The following is a 20,484-nucleotide window of genomic DNA, read 5'->3' as shown; positions in this document are numbered from 1 at the left end:
CACCAGCCGAGTATGAAGCCGACTACTATGCACACCGCGCCGAGCAACCAGCCGGTGACAGATAAAACGGTGTGCACCAAAGCCGGGGCGATTCACCACACGCAGCACAAAGCAACACACCCCAACCCCAGACCACACCACACGCAGCACAAAGCAACACACCCCAACCCCAAGCCACACCACACGCAGCACAAGCCAATTCACCGCATCATCAAGCCAACCAGCAAGGCGCACAAGCCAACTCACCACAGCCGCACACCGGCACACCGACACCTGGCGCACCCGCAAACAACCTTGCAGCCCAAGGGATCCCACCCACAGCGCTGGCCGGAGCCGCGGCACTGGCTGGGCATGGGCCGTCGAATCCCGATACCACCACAGAACACTCGGCATCCCCGCCCGCAATGTCGGGCGGGCAGCCCACCGACAACGACCAAACCCACAGCGATCCGGAGGAATTCCCCGACCGCATCGGCACCGTCGTCACACCCCCGATGCCCAGCTACGTCCCCGTACAGCCACAGATAGACGAGTATCCGAACAACGCACCCGACGAATACACCAAACCACCGGGCACCACCTACAAATTCCCCGGGCAACCCGACGCACCGGACGGCCCGCCGCCCAACGCGATTCCGATCGTCCCGCACCCTACAACCCCCATGGTGCCGGAAACCGGCCCAGCCATACCTCTGACCGACCGACCGCAGGTCCCGATCCCGGACCACGCCGTCCCCGGCGCACCCGCCGAAGACGACCGACAGAAACCACGCGTCCACGACTCCGAACCACCCCTGCCCCGCCACAACAACACCCCCGCACCACACCTACCCGCCACCCCGGCCGAACACCCCACCGAACTGAATCCCCCCTCCCACTACGCCACCACACCGGACCCCGAAACCCCAGGCGCACCAACGGATCCCACCGCCACCCCGCAACTGCACCGCGACAGCACCCAATACATCCCCGACCTCACCATCCAACCCACCCGCGGCGGCACCCCAGCCACCACCCTCGCCGGACCCCTACCGCAATCGGTGGTGCCGGCACGCCCGGTCCCCATGGCCTCGGCCTCAGCAGAGCCCAAAAAGCGCAAACGCAAACCCAACACGCCACCACCCGAAGCACGACAGCCGACGCCGAAACCGCCTGCTCCGATACCGGTGCCAACCCCGCAACCGAAGCCAAAGCCCAGCCGACCATCCACACCACCGGCCCGCACGAAGGCCACCACACAGTCGGCACGGACAACCGGACGCGACCTGGCCATCACCTTCGCCAGTGCCTCCGGGAGCGGTGCACTCACCATGCCCGCCCTCACCCGCACCGACCAACGCAGCCGCAACCTCGCCGAGACGATGCTGACGGGCGGCGGCCTGGCTACGGCCACTCGCCCCACCCGAACCATGGGCACACAGGTCCGCCCCCTCGCGGCGACCACCACCGAACTCGACGACAGCTGGCTCGATGGACTCCTGCTCCCGGCGGAACCCGAATCGGCCAACCAACGCACCACCCACGACGGGCACGCACTGCGGCCGCATGAAGAGACCATCGCCGAGATCGAAGAGATCGGCCGCGCCATCTTCCACGAACTCGGCCGCCCCGACGACAACAGTGGCACCCAATTACTCACGGACGCCACGCAACCAACGACTGCCCCCGGAAATGCACCCGAACCCAGTTACGGCTGGAGTGCTTGGGACGAAGCCCTGGAACAACTCACTCAGGGCACCTACACACCCGCGCCGACCGACCCCATCACCACACCGGCAAGCCCGTCATCGACCGACCGCCCCGGCACCGCCGAATTCCACAGCCGCCGACCCGATACTCAGCAGCCGGGCCTCGCCGGAACCATCCCCGCCGAAGGCCAACCCCACACCACACGGCAATCGGTGCTCACAACAAGCACTCCCGATGCCGACACGACCGCTGACGTCGGCATCACTACCACCGGGACCGAACTTGCGGCGCAACCACTCGTCCCAACTGCGAGCGGACCCGAACTCAGCGAACTATCATCCGCCCCCTACCAAGCCAACCGCTGGGACCTCGGCTCCGAGCTGGTTTTCGACGAGTCCACCACAGCGGCAACACCAATCGCCGAACGACCGGCCAGCGAGGCTGGCGCCCCCCGCCCCACGGTCACACCGCAAGGCGCACAAGCCAACTCGCCACAGCAGTCGCACGCCACCACACCACCCCTCGGCCTGGATACGAACAACCTTGCAGCACAGACGATCCCACCGACAGCCCTGGTCGCTGCCACGCCGCCGAGCGGTAATGGACCATCCAATCCCGATACCACCGCAGGCTCCTCGACCCCACCGCCCGCAATGTCTGGTGGGCAGCCCACCGACAACGACCAAACCCACAGCGACCCAGAAGAATTCCCCGACCGCATCGGCACCATCGTCACACCCCCGATGCCCAGCTACGTCCCCGCACAACCACAGATAGACGAATACCCCAACAACGCACCCGACGAATACACCAAACCACCGGGCACCACCTACAAAATCCCCGGACAACCCGACGCACCCGACGGCCCACCCCCCAACGCCATCCCGGTCATTCCGCGCCCGTCAACCCAAGCTGTGCCGAAGACCGGCCCCGCTATCCCCCTGACCGATCGACCACAAGTCCCCATCCCCGACACTGCCGTCCCCGGGGCACCCGCCGAAGACGACGAGCAGAAACCGCGCGTCCACGACTCCGAACCACCCCTGCCCCGCCACAACAACACCCCCGCACCACACCTGCCCGCCACACCCGCCGACCGCCCCACCGAACTCACCCCACCCGCTCGTTACGCCACACCGCCAAATCCGGAAACCCCCGGCGCCCCAACGGATCCCACCGCCGCCCCGCAACTCAACCGCGACAGCACCCAATACATCCCCGACCCCACCGTCCAACCCACCCGCGGCGGCATCCCCGCCACGACTCTCGCCGGCCCACTGCCGGAACCAGTGGTAGCGGCGCGGCCCGTTCCTATGGCGTCGGCCCCACCAGACAAGCCCAAGAAAGGCAAACGCAAACAAGACACGCCACAACCCGAACCGCCACAGACTCCAACCGAACCACCGAAGACGGCACCGGAAACACCTACACCGATACCGGTACCAACCCCGCAGCCGAAGAAGCGTAAGAAAAACCAGCCCTCCGGGCAGCCGATCCGCGAAGAGTTCGTGGTACGCGAAGCCAGCGAAGCGACCGGCGAGGTGGGTGAGGAAGGCGAGCGCGTCCGAGCCGCAAGCAGTACCCGCGCATGGGTGCGATCACTGCGGCAGAAGTTCCCCTGGCTCACCGAGGACCAGATCGACACCGCGGAACTGCTGATCTCGGAGTTGGTGGCGAATTCGCTGCGGCACACCCAAGGCAAAGTCGCGGTCATCGCCACCGCAACGGATACCGACGATGTCCGCAAGACCCGATTCACGGTCACCGACGAAAGCGAGGTCATCCCGGAAAGCACCGGCATGCCTGACTGGGACGCCGAGCGCGGACGCGGTGGCGAGTTCGTCGCCATGCTGTCGGATGACCACGGAGCCGCCGTCCAAGGCAACGGCAAATCCACCTGGTTCGAACTGCATACGCCACTCGGTGGCGCACCAGGTCTCGGCATCCCGAGCGCCGCTCCTGACAACGACGACTCCGGTTCTGACACCGCAGACCCACCGCCGCCTGCAGTGGATGTTCCCACTGGCGCGGCGCCCACCGCGGCGCAAGCTAACGCGTCCGACGGGCAGACGTCGCCCGCCCAGTTCTACAACGATGTCGATCCCGCGGTCGATCACGGCTTCTTCAAAAGGCGCAAGATCGACGCGCACTGGGTGCTCAACAAACCGGGCGCCGAGTTGGAGTCCGACGACGAGAAGTATCGGCGCCGCGCCATCGCATACGTGGGGGCCGGGATGCACGAGGATTGGCGGGACAAGCGCCGCAAGAGTGCTGTTGTGGACAGCTGGAAGCCAGTAACAAACGAGGTATGGCGGGAGCGTCACCGTTTCGACAGCCCCAACCATGTGCGCTGGGCAGACGGTGGCTGGCAGATCAACATTGTCAAGTACGCCAGCAGCGACTTGCCCGAGGACCGGCAGGCCGAAAGCGCCGAGACGGCAGAAATCGCTGTCGACGCCGTGGCCGACATGGTCCGTACGGGAACCGACATCGCCAGTCTCGACTCGATGGACCTGATTGATCTGGTGGACGAGAACGGCTTCCCGGCTCCTGAGAAGGTCGCGCAATCCGGGTTCCACGATCCGGCGAACACGGTTCATGAGAGATGGCTCGAGCGCAACGAGGAGACCGCACAAACCAAGCAGTTGTCGGGTTACTTCGATCTCGATGCGGAGCAGCAGTATTACGACCTGATCCCGGTTTATCTGGCGGTGGAGTACCACACGGCACACCATCTCGACTCGGCCGACGCCGCCTCCACCGAGCAGCGCGCGTTCGAGGAATATCTGGACCGTCACGAGTGGTCGGATCCTGCCAGGCGGGCACACGCTGTACGGATGCTCGAGATGTCGCTGCAGGACGCAGTGGCCAACGGTCACGCCATGGTGTGGTGGCGCCTGCTCGACGACGGTACGCTGCGGGCGGCGGTGCACGGTCTCGACCAGTCCGATGAGCCCTGGCTGACGGCCGAACACAGGCACGTGCTGGAATCGGTCGCGGATAGGGTCATGAACTCCGGGCGCGCCGGGGGCGCCATCGTTCACTTCGAGATGCGGGATACCGGCAGCGCACCGAACATGCAGGATGCCAACCTGGGCAGCCGTGGCAACCCGGCCCCCGAGCCTGCCGCTACGAGTTCCGAATCACTTGAGTCCGTGGTCCACCTCGACGGCGAGCAACCAGTCGCCGCAGGAGTTACTGCGGCACAGCCAGAACCGGCGCCGCACACACCGACGCAAACCGCGGCCAATACCGCGCCCGCGTCGACCAGCACCCCTCCCACACCACGCCCGTTGCCAGGGCGCGGCCTCCCATACGCGATCGGGGGCGGCGATCAACGCTGGGACGGCGAAGAGGAATGGATGAAACCGGCCCGCCAACGAGTGCCCGGGCTCGGCGTGCTCCACAACAATGGCGGCGGCGCAACCCGGGGCGGCAGACAGCGACCCGACCACGAAACCACCCACGAACTCGCGGACGAACCCGACAATCCCACGGTCGATGCAGCCCCAGCCGACATCGACCTCGTAGAGTCGCCACAAGTAGTGCCACCGAGCCGGACGGCGGCCGAGACACCGACGGACGAGGCACCGCGGGAGTTCGAGAAGAACTACGACGGCAGCGCCGAAGCCAGGATCAAAGGCCAGGTGTACGGGGACGGTCTACTGGCTTTCGAGGTGCGGAGAGGGCCGAGTACACCTGGGCACGTCATGTTCGCGGACATGATGGATTCGATCGGCGGTCAGGTACGAGCGATTGCGGGCTCATGGGATGTCACCGACCCGATCGGTACCTCCAATATCGACAGTTTCAACGAGGGCATTGCGCGTGATTTGTCCCCGGAGGAGGCGGCGCGCAATACCTTCACCGGCAAGATGGCGGTGCGATCCGGCTTCACGGGAGTGTGGATCATCGACGCGGCGGGTCCAGTCGGGCAACACACGAGCGCTACGGTCCTGTTCACGAAGCCCGGCGACCTCACCGACCCGATGCACTATCTACGGAGTGCATTCGAGCAGACCAGCGGCCAGCACGCCGACACAACTCCCGCAGCGCATGGCGAAGGCCAGTCCGAAGGCGAAGGCGCCGTTGGCGATCCGGACGGCGCGCAGGACAGCAGCGGGGCGCATGGTTCTGGGAGCGGCAACGGCGGCGAACGCGGCGGCGGTCGAACCGAACCGGCGCGGGATCTGAGCGCGCTGCCTTCGCCCACCGCACCGCAATCGGATGATGCGACCGTTGGCCAGCAGACAAACCCAACGGGCGACGAACAAGCCGTTACGGGCACCATCATCCCCCATGTGGTGAAGGGGATGCGGGGCCCGCATCGTACCTCCGTGGCCGGGGTGGTGACGCGGGTCGATCCGGCGAGTGGACCGGATTCCCTGGTGTTGCATGCGGTGGAAGCCCGCCGGGCAGGCCATCCTGATTTGCGAGCCGCGATCGGGCGTCCGCTGACAATCGGAATCGAATTCGACGACCTCGTAGTGGAATGCATGATCTGGTATCGCATTCACGATGACGGACGGCGGGACGTCTGGATCGCCCACGAAGATCCAGACGTAGGCAACCCGAAGTTCGAAAAAGTGCGCCGAATGATCGATGCCGCTCTGTTAAGTCGGTTCCCGGACGCATTGATCGAAATCACGGAGGACTTCGCAGGCAAAATCGTTCAGGTCAAGCGTGTCCTCGGGCCCACAGTCCCGGCGGAGACAACATCAACTGCGGACGACCGGCCGAGGCAGGCTGACGGCGAACATGACTTCGGCCCGGTTAATCCTGGACCACAGATGCCGAACAACGCACCGCCTTCGGGCACAGCGCCGGAGACCGCACCTATCGAACAGGAGCACCCCGCATACAGATCAGGCTCATATCCCAGCGCGGAACCCATCGACTCCGCCCCGTCACCGTATGCCATTTCGAACAGCGTCGATCGCCTGCAGGCGTTACGTAACGCGGTCGCCGCCGAACATGCCGACGCGGCATTCGATCCGGCCGATAGGACGCCCACAGAGGCAGAACGGCTCGCAAGACTCGAAAATGCGCTCGTGCTACTGGATGAGCTGCTGACCGTCGAGAGCGACCCGAATCCGCCGATTCCCGCTCCCCGGCACCGGTTGCTGCGGCATTTCGCTGATGCGGTGGACAACTGGCTACGCGCAGCAGAGCGGGCGCTTGCCGCGGAGTCCGAATTCCGACAGCTGGAACCCACCGCCGCACAACGGGCCAGGATGGGGGCGGAGGCGGCCGACCGTTTCGAGGCAGCTGCTCGTCGCCTGGCTGAGGTCACTGCCCAACTAGCCGCGGCAAACACAGACGTACAAGTGCGTGCCGACAGCACGGGCCTGTTGCAGGGCGTCGACCTCGATGTGCTGCAAATGATCTCGGAGTGGATCCTCGCGGAACTGCCGACGGCCGCGGCGGCCGTGGATGACGCGGAAGAGGACAGCCCCGCGCTGGACCAGGCTTTGGGCCGCTACTGGGGGCTGCAAGATAATTTCGCGGCACTCGAGGCCCTGATTGCGGTCATGGAGCAACCGGGAACCCTGATCAGTCGACATCAACTGGCGACATTGGTCGAGAACTTCCGCGCTAACACATCGTGGATTACGGACTGGCTGAACCTCCAGAACACCGCCAGGACCGGAAGTACCCGCACCATAACGGAATTGGACCAGCGGCTGACAGCCGCGTTGGAAGACTACACAGCCGCCGATAGCACAGTCCGCGATCTGGCCGCGGCGTTGGCAGCCTTCGGTCCACGACGGCCAGAACCGGCAGCCGATATATTGCCCCGCGGCGTCGAAGCTGTTCGTGGCGAACCCTCAGCACCGGGTGCTCCAACCGGTGCTGCACCCGCGAGGACCGATGCGGGCCAACCGGGTACTCAGTCGCATACGGAGCGGCCGAGGACAGATGCGTCGCGCGAGCACATACCACCGACGCAAACCGCGGCCAATACCGCGCCCGCGTCGACCAGCACCCCTCCCACACCACGCCCGCTACCAGGGCGCGGCCTCCCGTACGCGATCGGGGGCGGCGATCAACGCTGGGACGGCGAAGAGGAGTGGATGAAACCGGCACGCCAACGAGTGCCCGGGCTCGGCGTGCTCCACAACAATGGCGGCGGCGCTGCCCGGGGCGGCAGACAGCGACCCGATCACGCCTCGGACACACCGACCGAACGCACGGACCTTGAAGCCAATTCCGCCGCACGCGCTTCGGAGGCAGATCCCGCAACTGATCAGCCCGCCGCTGGACCGGGTGCTGGTACGCCGAGTCACAGCACGGAGACCGAATCGGTTCCCCCTGCGATCCAGGAGTTGTTGAACCGGATAGGCGACGAGACGAGTTGGGCGACGGAGTCTGCTACGCAACCGCTCGACAGCGAAGCACCTGCGAGAAGCAATGCGCCCCGTCCAGAGGAGAACCGGTCGATCGCAACCGGTACCGAGGCCGCAACCGCGCCAGGAACCGACAGACGCACGCGATACGACGCCGTGCAGATGCCACCGGACATGTACATGTACACGCCGGAAACGGCCGCGACGCTCGACTACACGAATGTGTACCCCGCCATAGGGGGTGGGATTCGTGACGAAGACGCGCCCTATACCACCGGGCCGGAAGGTGATGTCTTCTTCCTCACGGCCAACGGCGACCGCACGATGCCGTACCCGGGGACGCATGCCCTGTTGTACAACACATTTTCCGATCCCGATATACACCTATACGCATTCGGGCACTGGTACATGGACGGTGGCCGAAAAGTGCGCATCGTCTTCGGCAGTCAGATGCTGCCAACGGCATCAGCCGACCTGAAGTACGTTGCCCAGGGTCTGTTCGAAATGGCTGAGCGCGGGGTACCAGTCGAATTCGACGACAGCATCCTGGGAGACCTGTGGCGAAAGCAGATCCCGGTTGGCGTGCCGACCGCTGGTCAACTGATCGATCAGCGAGGCGAAAGCACCAGCGCGACAGTTCCCGGCGCTCACACCATATTCCCTGGGGCCACTGCCCAGTTCTGGATGTACGTCACGGCCATTGTCCCGGCAGACGACTCGCTATCGATCGTGTTCTCGATCAATCCGGTTCTCGGTAAGCCGGGCCGGATCACTCTGGTACTCACGCGCGAAAATGACGTAATCACAGCCAGATACACCGATATCGCCCTCGGCGAGGATGCCGATAGGGTAAGCGCCGCGATCGACGAATTCCACACCAGAATTGTGGATCCGTGGCTGACCGCCTCGAGAGCCACCTTCACCGGAAGCGACGCGCCCGTCGACACAGCGACCGACGATCCGGGCGCCCGCCTGCAAGAACTGCGTATCCGCCTGGAAGCGGCGCGGGCCGAACTGACCGAGGTGCTGGACGTCGTCCCGGATCTGGTGCGATCCGGGTGGATACGGCAGGCGGTGACCATCGCCCAACGATGGATTCGAGGGCTGGACGAAACAGGCTGGGCGGCAGTGGCTTCAGCCGCAGATCTGAACCTCCTCGTCGACTGGATGGCACTGCGGCTCCCCCTGCTTCGGGACACCGAAGCCGCGAATGCGGCTCAGGCCGATTCTGGTACACAGCAGCAGCTCGCTGATCCGGGCGAGCAGCTCGATCGCAAACTAGGAAACCTACTCGGACTATCGGGACCCGGCCCGTCGGCAAGCCCGTTCGCGGACGATCTGCTGACGGAGCTACGCGCGCTGGCCGATGCGACGAGCGAACCGGAGCTGCGGCAACTCGTCCAGGCGATCGAGAACTTCTTCCTCGCCGACCGCGCCGTTGCCACTGCCGAAGCCAATCGCATATCACCATCCGGCGGCGGATCCGGCGCGGGCATGACCGTCGGTGGGCCGCCCCCGGACCCGCAAACTCAGTTCAACAACGATGTCGATTCCGGCGCGCCGGAACCCGCGACACCGTCGAGCGACCGCTCCCCTGACACGACCGCCACCAGCAACACACCAGGCGGTCGCATGATGACCAGAGCGGAATTCGCCGCGCGGCTCGCCCAAGCCGAACGCTCTGGACCACCTGTTCGGTTGACGCCGGACCACATGTTCAGCCAGAACAGCATCACCGAGCTACTCATCTATCCCGATGGTTTGTGGGCAGTCGAGAAGAGCGGACTCGAGCCGGAGGATCTGGCCGCCGAAGTACTCGGATCCGCGTCCGGTGAAGCGATGGAAGCATCGGTACCGCCGGTGATCGAGGTTGGCGAGGACGCCGTGCGGATGCCATGGCTGCCGGGCGAGCCCCTCCCGACTTCAGCGGAGGATCCAAGCGGGGTCCGTTCCATGGAGGCGTTGCTGAACCATCCTGATGCGGATCCGTTGGGCCTGCTCGATGTCGTCATCAGCAACTGGGACCGGAAGGACAACGTGCTGCAGGACGGGGACCGCCTGTACGGCCACGACCATGCCTTTGCGTTCCGCAAGCCGGTAAGCCCTCCGGACAGCCCCTTCTCTCGGCGTTATGTCAGCAGTGTGGATCGCAAGCGCCGGCCCGATCCCTATGAGTGGGCAGCAAACCAACGAAGCCGGTCCCAACTCCGCAGATACGAACGCAACTTCCAGGCACTGCTGCCGCTGTTCGAGGCGTACGGATGCCCGGACTGGCACCAGGAATCACTGGCTCGACTCCGCAATGTGATCAAGCATGCCCGAACAGAGCAGGATGAGGCCGACGCTCCGGATGCCCGGCCGTCATCCGGCAATGCGGTGATCGAGTATCAGCGCGGCGACAATGCCGACACCCGACCGGAGGACACCGTCGGCGAGGACCTCGCTGGACCGGCTACCTCGGCACCGCGTTCCGATGTAGCCGATCTCGCCGCCGCCGTGGACGACGTGCGGAGTGGGCAGGCGCACGTCAACACCACCGACATCGAATCAGCGCCCACCGCAACAGATTCCGGCGATCCCACCGAGGTTTCCGAGCAGCCTGTAGCAATTGCAGGAGACAGCCAGGTCTACCACCGGCTGATGGCCCAAGTCGGCGATCCGCGGATAGCACGAAGCCTCACCGCCAAGGTCCACGCACGCGCCGCCCGAGAACAACTACCCACCGAACCAGAGGCAGCCGAACAACGACTCTCCGAGATCGCCGAAAACGTTCTGGCCGAACACCGAGCCGCCATGGCACAACTCGACACAGCCATGGACAACAAACCCACCTCCGGGAGACAACAACGCCTCACCCCCTTCCAACACGGCGGTGTCTTCTTCCACAATCTCCCCGGCAACCAACCACTCACCCCCGAAAACCGCGACCAACCTGTTCACGAGCATGGAACAGGTTCAACTGCAAGCGACTCCGAAGCCGGAGGGGTCGATCCCGTCGAGTCGAACAGTGACGCACTCGCGCACCCCCCGCGTTCGCTTGTCGTCGGGCTGGCCGCTCAGCTGTACAACGTTCGAGCTGCCGAGCAACCCAGTACAACCGCTGGATATGACACCGCCCTCGATACCACCACCGATCAGACATGGCAGGCCGCCCACGCCAGCGGCGATCGAGTCCCCTTGGCCACCACGGATTTCCACACGCTGCCGGACGACGTGCTATCGGAATACCTACGCCTGGCCGAGATCGCACTGCCGGTCGTTCTCGACGCCATGAGCTCGGGCACCGATATCTCGAGTGACGAATTCGCCGAGCACCTCAGCAGCAGAATCCACGACGGGCGACTCCAACACCACTGGCGCACCGCCACCCCCGAACAACGACTACCGTTCGACGATCCCGGCTACCCCGAGGAACTGCGCGAACAGCACCGGCATTTCGCACGCGCAGTCCGCGATTTCGTGGTGTCGGCGAGTGCCATCGATCGTTCCACACCGGATCCGTTCGCATCCTGTGCATCGGGCGCGGAGGTGGCCACGGAGATGTGGCGCAGACACGCGGTCCGCATGTTCGGATTCGACTTACCCAGTGTGACAGTGGAAGTCGTTCGTGAGTTCGCTCGGGCGATACACGTGCTGTTGACGAAGTACCCGCACGTCCAACTACACCAGATCGGGATCGGGCCCGTCTCGGACAGCCAACGATTCATCGTGAGCGACCATGTCGAAGGAACCGATACGAGGTATCCGTTAACGCGGTCGATCATGCTATCCGATGCCTTCGCAACCGATCCGGAGTTCCGGGCTCAGACATGGACCGAGATGGTGCACGCCGGGCGGGCCGTAGGACCTCTCGATCAGGCGATCTATGGCTTGGTCCTGGGTGAGTTCGGCTACTCACTGAACAACACGGGTGGGGAGGGTGCGGACTATTACGCAACCGGGCTCGCCGACCATCATCAAAGCAGTCACGAGGGGCCAACGCGCTGGTCTCCGGGTGCGATGTACGCCTGGCGGAAAGGCGAGTTCCGCACCTATGGAAAGGATCGCGACGGGCGATTCAACGCCACTGCGGCGCTGGCCGGAGCCTTCGCGGCCATGGAGCATGACCCGACCAGCGCCTCGGTCGGGGAGGAGATCGTGCACGACCTGTTGACCAGCTCTGCACTGAAGAGAGCCGCGTACTACCGCGAACTGCGGGAACTGGCGGCAGAATACCATCCGGTGACACCGGTGGAGCAGCAAGCCAAGCTGTCCAAAATCGCGGAAATGCGGGCCAACAATAGTTTCCGCATGATCGCGTTCGACAATCCAGGCATCACCTTGGATACCGCCGGTCAGATCGCTGCCGCCGTACAGCACATGCGCACCGAATTCCTGGTGCTCACCGACTTGTGGGAGTTCAGGAGCGCTCCTGGGGACGACATAGACGCATTCGCCCACGTGTCCAGTAACGGTATCGAATTCAACGAACTGTGGCTGGCCGCACCGGCGCGAATGCGCGCCGACGCAATAGAGCAAGCGGCTGCCGGACGGCTGCGCTCCGACCCCGATCTCGCGTATTTTTGCCTCGCCATCCACGAATTGACGCATGGGCTGCGCAGGCTGCTGTCGAGCAACGGGTCGGATATGCACTCCGTGGTGAAGAGCTACTTCGAAACGACCTACGGCTCGAAGGACATCGGGAGGCTCAGGGCGTGGATGGCGCGGCAATTCAGCTCGTACGGCATCCGCCAAAAGGACGGGGCTCTTGATCCGAAGGAGTCCGAGGCGGAGTCGATGGTGGCCGCCGAGGTCACCACCCTGACGCCGACCGAGGGCGAGGTGGTAGTACACGACCATCTCACCGCACTTGCCGCCGCCGAGGCCGAACGGCGGGGCCTCACCCCGCTTCCGGCGAGAACGAATATGCCGGATTGGACGCCGCCTCCCCATATCGAATACGAAGTGCGGCCACCGAATGACCCGGCGTTCTACCAGCCGGAGGCGGTCGTGGGCGATGCGAGGCGCACGATACGACGCCCGACCGTCAGGGGCGGGCTGTTCTACGGTCAGGACGGCAAGAAGTACACCACCAACGAATCAGAATACTTCCTGATCGGCGCTGACCCGGAGGATATCCGGACGGTTAACTACAGCGAGATCCGCGATGCCACGGAGCGGCTGTTCGCACCACACGCGGTGCTGTACAGCACATATACGAATCCTGATGAAGGACCGATCATCTTCGGTTACTGGCGGATCACGAACGGCGTGCTGGAGGAGTCGAGCCCGGCCCACAGCGGAACGTTCCTGAACGGCGAGCAGGATGCCGATATTCAGCTGAAATTCTCCACGCATTATCGGAAATGGCTGATTACGCACCAGATTGATCCGTCATCGATCAAGATCGTCGGCACCCTGGAAGGCGAGATGTGGCGCCCCTTGGCCGTCGGGCCCGTGCCGTCTGTCCGTGAATTGCTCGATCGAGATGGGTTACATGCCGCCACGGTGTTCGGCAGCAGCGGCAATGGCTTCTGGGTGACCGTCGGCACCGTGCAGTCGACTTCGACCCAGCTATCGATCCCATTGACAATCAACCTCTTGGACGGCGGCAGCGGAACGTTCACGCTGGACCTCACCGAAACCACAGCCCGGGTTTCGGATTCGGATCTGACACAGGGATCACATGCGACAGAACTCGCGGCCGCATTCGACATCCTGCACACGCATCTCACCGCCCCGTGGCTGGCCGCATCGGGCGTGACGCTCTCCGCTCCGTCGGTAGCACGGAATTCCGATGCGCAACCGGCACCCCAGGCCAGTACTCCGACCGGCGCGAGCCCCACGGGAACCGATGCGGATAAACCGGATTCGATGCCCCGCCGTGGCGCCAGGCCGCCCCGCGTCGAAGGCAGAGGGATCGACGTCGACGGCGCGGTCGATAAGGCGGGCAGGCATCGAGACGAAGGCACCCCCTGGGTAATCAACCGTTTCGGTGGCGATGGCCCCGGGCGGGACGAACTGCAGCCGCGCGCACGCCGCGAGCCAGCGGAAAACGCGAGCAATATCGCCCGGGACAGCGATGCGCGCGCGAATCCCGAACGTGCGCTGCCTGATCCGCGACTCGATGGTGCGCGACCCGCGACCGCCAACGCCGAGCCCGAGCATCCCGCGACCAAGGTTCGGACATCACCCGACACCTCGAACAAAACACCGAACAACCAAGCAAGCGCGAAAACCGCCGATGCCCAACCGAGAACTCCTGCGGACCAACCGGATCCGAAGGCGGTCGCACCTCAGCACACCGTGTCCGCCGAATCGTCGCCGATCGAGACCAACGTGGCGGCGGGCGCAACGGAATCGGCACGTCCGGTCGGGAAAACACCGTGGAGCAGCGAACCCCGCAAGTCCAGCAGGTCCACGCCCTGGAGCGGCAATACGCAGCCCGCAGCCGTTGCGGCGCACTCGGAATCGGATCAGTCGACTGATGCCACAGCATCGACGGCCTCCCCTCGCCCGCAAAACCCGGACACACTCGTCGCCTATCACACGCTGCACGACTGGGCCGCGACCTTGTCCGACGACGACGCACAACAGCTGATCGCCGACACGACCGCCGAACTCGCCGCGCATCTCGACGCCTTCCGTCACGGTGCGCAACCGCCGGTCGAAGCCGCGGTAGCCGCGGCGCGATTGCTCAATGTCCTGATATGGGAACAGTGCCACCGCATCCAGGCGAATACCCATCAGGGAAACATCCCCGACTACGCGACGCTGTTCGACCTCGCCCGGGATCTCGAGACTCGCCTGCCAGCTGTTCGAGCGTTGTTGGCCGCCGCGAACGCGGTATTCGACCTCGCCGGTGCGCTGCGCTTGAATGCACCCGAGGACATACCCGAGCCATTCAGCAAGCCGAAAAACGAACTGAATTTCCTGGACTCTCTTCCGTCGCACCTCGGACGCATGGTCGACAACATGACTAAGGCTGTCGAAACGATGCCCTGGTCCGAGGATTGGGGGTTCCCCAGGAAGACCAGGCCGAAAGTCGAGCACCGCGGGGACACCAACGCCGCAATCAAGGCAATCAACGGGCTAGCGGCCCATTTCGAAGTACGCGAGCACGATGGGACAGATTGGTCCGAGTATATCGACGGCTACCTGCTGACGGGACTGGTCCGTGGATTCGACGCCGATGTCGCCCGCGCAATCGGCGCACTGCGTTCGGAATCGGACGCCTTCGATCCGACGCGAACGGAATCAGACCGGGCCTTCACCGCAGCTGCGGCAGAATTCCTGCCGAATGTCGTCACCGTTACGAGCTACTACCTGACCCGAACTCGCGAAGCCGCCGCCGCATTCGAACTACTCCAAATAGCGAGCGAGACCTTCGCGGCGAGCGCCGCTCGCCTGCCCGATCTCCAACCATTGCACGTTGCTGCCGAGCTGGTAAGGCATCTCCGCGACGCGGTCGCCAAAGAACGTCTGCGGCTGCGGTCGGATTTTCAGGATCCGATGATGATGCGCGACCGAGCGTTCAACTCGCTGGTGGATCACCCTCGCTTTCCCGAATTGCTCGCGCAGACAGTGCTCGCGCTGCGTCGAACAGCAGAAACCCCGACCACCCCCGATGTACACCAAGCGCAAGCTGCCGCTGCTTCAGTGCACGAAGCGCAGGGGCTTACTCGCGGCCGGGATCTGATCGACCAATTGGACTACCGCAGAGCCGATTCCGAGCACCTCGATGCACCTATTGGCATCGACGATCCGATTGAAGATCCCGCCATGACGTACATCGCGCGAACTCGAGGATTCGACGCCTTGCCCACGGTCGCCGGGCCCGAAGAAGTGGATGCCCTGGTAGACGCCGGTAGCCCGGAGATGTTCCGCGGTGTGCGTGACCTACGCTATGGCGACGAATTCAGTATGGGTCGGTACATAACCGCGATACCGTTGAGTTCTTCCTTCGGTATCGGGATCTACGCGAGCAGCGACAGGGAAGTTGCGCTCGGCTATGCCGATGACCGACCCGAGGGTGTCAGCCGGATGGCACTCAGACCCGGCGCGCGATGGACGGACTTCACCAGTCTGCGTGCCGAAATGGATGCGGTGACAATCGCCCTCGATGACGAGGAACGACGCCTTACCGCACGTGAGCAGACCGCTGAAGTCCGTGCGAGCCTGCGTGACCTTTCCATCAAGCGCGAAATCCTGTCCGATCCTGGTCGATTCGCAGCCGTCCGTGGCTACGACGCCTACTACGTGCGGGAGCCGGGCGCCGCCGACATCTGGATCATCTTGAACCGCTCGGCAGTAGTTGTCGCCGAAAACACGCGCGCGGAATCCGACGATCTTCCTACGTTGGACTTGCCCACACCGGCCGATGCGGAGCCAGTTTCGCATGCGCCTTACGGTCCGGATGAAGTTCGGTCGCTGACCGTTCATGCCGCCCAACTCCCCCTACCGTTCGACATAAATACGGCATGCACCAAGAAGGCGGAAGCCATCCTCGCCGAATTACTGAGAATCGGAGTGGATCGGAATGCCTTGGGGATCGCACGATCATTCGTGCCGGATCTTTCGGCGGACGGACTGGAGCGGGCATATCGCACCGGTGAAGTCATGAAGAAGGACAGACAGATCACGGCTTCCTTTTCGGATCGCCTCAGAGCAGGGGTCGGAATTATAAGCCTCGAAGACCGCGTGGTCGAATTCGAAGGAGCGCGCTTTGCCGGATGGAACATCGGTCCGGTCGAAGTTATCGTTGTCAGTGCGAAGACCACCGACGAGCAGATGGCCATCGACGGGCGGTGGACACTTCCAGCGCCGGGTGAGTATCACAACCCCTTCTACGATTCTTTTGGAAACCACGTAGCCGCCACAATCGAGATGCTCGACACAGACGGCCAGCTGATCACGATGGTCATCGACCCTTCATTCGAACCGATGCGGCCTATGACACTGGCGGAGTGGAGAGACCGTCAAAACTACTCCGACGTCATCGTGCTCACAAACAGCATGACCGACCCCGCAGGGGCACCTTTCAATTTGCGTACCGAATTGATGCCGAACCAGCAGCGCGCCCGATACGAAGCGACACTCGAACAGTACGGAGATCTTCCCGAAAACGAAATATTGTCGGTATTCTTCAATTTGCAGACCGACGATCCGATGCGCAGCAATAGCGCAATCACCCGGCCCGAACATGATCGTTACTCCGGTTATCTCGACCAGTACTCGTACTCGTTACACCTGCGGTCGACAATTCTTTCCGGAAACAATTTGGGAATTATTATGGCCAGCGATTCCACCGATTACGCAGTGGAATGGCTCGCGCCGGTCCGAAGTTACCAGAAGTGGCTCGAGGCGACCGAACATCCGGAGAGCGCCGCCGATACGCAAACCTCGCTCGATCCGACCAGCGAGGCCTCCGCACAGCCCGATCCCGCATCCCCGACCGGCGCAACCACAATCGACGAGCCCCCCGCCGAGATGGCCTTCCAGCACCCCGGACACAACCCCTTCGCTCCGGAACGCCACCGCGCCGCTGGGCCGACCCGCGCCAGACGCCTGCCGGACCAGCTTCTCGGTCATATCGACAACGACGAGATCCCAAGTGACCACGTGCCATGGGACGACCCGAAGCAACTCCGCCGCGCGCAATCCGAGACCACACCCGCTCCCGCCGCGAGAACAGCCGAGCCCGAGACGCCGACTGACCGCCCAGCCGCTGACCGCGCACGGGCTGCGTGGACCCGTATCGTCGACAGCGTTTTCGGGTCCACCGATCGGTCACCCGCGACCGCGCCGTCCGAGGAAGACCTCGACGCGATCGAACAAGAGATCCAGGAGCGCGAAGCCCGGTCCGTATCGGTCGAGCTCGAAGCCACGGATGAGCAGATCCGCCTGGCCGAGGGTGCGTTGGCCAAACTGCCGGACTATCTGGGGGCGGGTGCGTCACTGCCGTCGCTCACCGCCCCGGTGGATCCCGATCAGGTAGTTGAGCAATCGGCCACGCGCGCAAAACAAGTCGCACACTGGTGGCATGCGCTCAGCGATGTCGAACGGGCCGCGATGATCGCGGTGCATCCGCACATCATCGGTAATGCCGACGGTGTCTTGTATGCCGAACGCGACGTCGCGAACCGGCGTTCCATCAATCTCGATATCGAGGAATTCCTGAAACGCAAACCCGATGGCCCGAAAGGCTTCCTGACGCAGCTGCGGCAGGTGGGGCGCAGCCGCGTGCTGACCCCCGCCGAAACCCGGCACCTCACCAATCTGGTTCGAACTCGCCAACAACTCGCGGCCATCGAGCGGGAAGTGCGCGATATCGGTTCTCCCGTAATACAACTGATCGCTTACGACGCGACCGCATACGACGGCGACGGCCGATGCACGGTGGCCATCGATGATGCCGACAAAGGTGAGCTGGTCACCCGAAATATCGGCGGCGTCGGAACCACCTTGCAGAAACTGCCGCTCCGCGCGAAATCCGGTATCGCCCAGTTCGAAGTATCGGCGCAGCACGCACCGGATGTCACCGCGGTGACCATTATCGATATCGGTTACCACCATCCGAACTCGCTCGAGGAATTGTGGTCATCGGAGTTCGCCGAACAAGGCGCACATATCGTGGCCGCGGATATCGCCGCCTACGACGCGACCCGCGAGGCCTGGACCGAACTGACCGGCGCCACATCACAGCGATTGCGTACAGTGGCCGCCCACAGTTACGGCTCCACCACACTCGGCTTCGCGGGGCAGAACGGCCAACTCGCCGAGCATATCGACCAAATCGTCATCACCGGCTCACCAGGCTTACCAATGGAACATGCCGAAGAATTCGGCATCGGTGCCGAAAATGTGTATGTAGTGGCCGACGACCGCGATCCGGTGTCGAAGGTCGGCGGCGACATTGGGGAGGATTCGGACGAGCGGTATTTCGGCTTCAGCCACGGGGTCGACCCCGCGGGCCGACGATGGGGGGCGGTCCGACTTACCGGCGCGCAGCCGCGACGCTCCTTCAAGGTCAAAGAGATCCATGGCGGCTACTACTCCTTCGCCGATCTCTCGAGTCGGGTACCGACCACCTCGTTGAACAACATCGCCCTGGTATCCGCCGGCCGCGCCGCCGAGGCTGAGCGCGCCGCACACCGCCCCCCGGCAACCGGATCGGGCCGCGTGCGAGACCTGATCTGGTGGACCTCGAATATTGCCGATGTAACCACACCCGACCACACCGGTCCGTCATTCGAACCGCCGAACAGCGCGCCGGATCCGCAGCACGATCAGGACATCGCACGGCACTCGATCGCGGAACGCGATGACGTAGCGCGAAACGCCGGTCCTGCGGACGTTTCCGACGAGCCCGCACCACCTGTGGAAGACAGCCAGGTCTACCACCGACTCATGGCCGCGCTCGGCAACCCACGAATCGCACGAGACCTCACAGTCAAGGTCTTCGCCCGCGCCACCCAAGAACAACAATCCACCGACACCGAAGCCGCCGCACAACGACTATTCGCCATCGCCGAAACCGTCCTGGCAGAACATCTAGACGCCATGGCACGGCTCGACGAAGCCGGCGGCGAACAAACCGCGCCCAGTAACCGACAGCGCTCCGGCGTAACGAAGCTCGCAATGCCCCATTCCGTCGACGGACACCCGCTCGGCGAAGTAGCGAAACGGCTGGGGATCGCGCTACCAGCGGCAGAGCAGCTGCGCGATCAGGACATCGAACAGCTCCAGACAGCATTCGCGGACCGTTTGCGCGGCCTGGGCGGGACCGCGACACCACAGCATCAGGACGACGCAACCGACGAGACCCAAACCCAACCAGACAACCCCGGCGCAGAAGGCACGACCGACCGCCGCCCCGCCGGTGGACTCCCGTCCAACCCATTGCCTCCCGGGGTCGAACTCTTCCACCACACCGACCCCAACCCCGTCGACCCGCACTTCCCCTAAATCCCCCACGGGGGCGCGGCGAACAAACGCCGAAACCTCAACAATCAATTCCTCGAATTCCACCACCATAACAACGGCGACGACAACCAATTCTGGGGCAAACCCGAACCGTCCACTGCCGAGACGCAACCCGACGCCGCCACACCGTCCCCGGTCAGCGACCCCCCTCAGAATATTCCGGATGAACCGAACCCCGGATCATCTACCGGCGGGCCGACCGCGAGTGGCACCAGCGCCCCGGCCGAAACCGGACAAGGAGTCCTCGGAAACCAACCGGATTATGCCGAGCTCAGAGCGGAGTTGCTCCGCCACGGCTTCGACTACCTCGAGTATCTGCCGGGGCCCGCGGCTGGCGAACTGCGGGGCCGAGCCTGGATCGACAGCCCGGAACAGCGAGCTTGGGAGCTCTCCTGGCTGGCAGAGCGGAGTGCTCGGTTCAGTGCGCTCGGCGCGCTCACCGCGGCCTCGCTGGAGGCGGCGGCGCAACTTGGCCTGCCGAATT

The 20,484-nt window shown here is 64.1% G+C and carries 1 protein-coding gene; it reads left to right on the top strand.

Annotated features, from left to right (window positions below; translation table 11 throughout):
* Nucleotides 1-404 precede the first annotated feature (404 nt).
* On the top strand, nucleotides 405-19,982 hold the full coding sequence (locus AB0J29_RS26765; RefSeq protein ID WP_364791862.1) for an alpha/beta hydrolase: 19,578 nt from the start codon (nucleotides 405-407) through the stop codon (nucleotides 19,980-19,982).
* Nucleotides 19,983-20,484: the final 502 nt, after the last annotated feature.

The organism is Nocardia sp. NPDC049707 (genome assembly GCF_040674855.1).
In the GTDB taxonomy this organism is placed as follows: Bacteria; Actinomycetota; Actinomycetes; order Mycobacteriales; family Mycobacteriaceae; genus Nocardia.
Note: the sequence above shows the minus strand (reverse complement) of the source record. Positions and strands in the feature narration are given on the sequence as shown.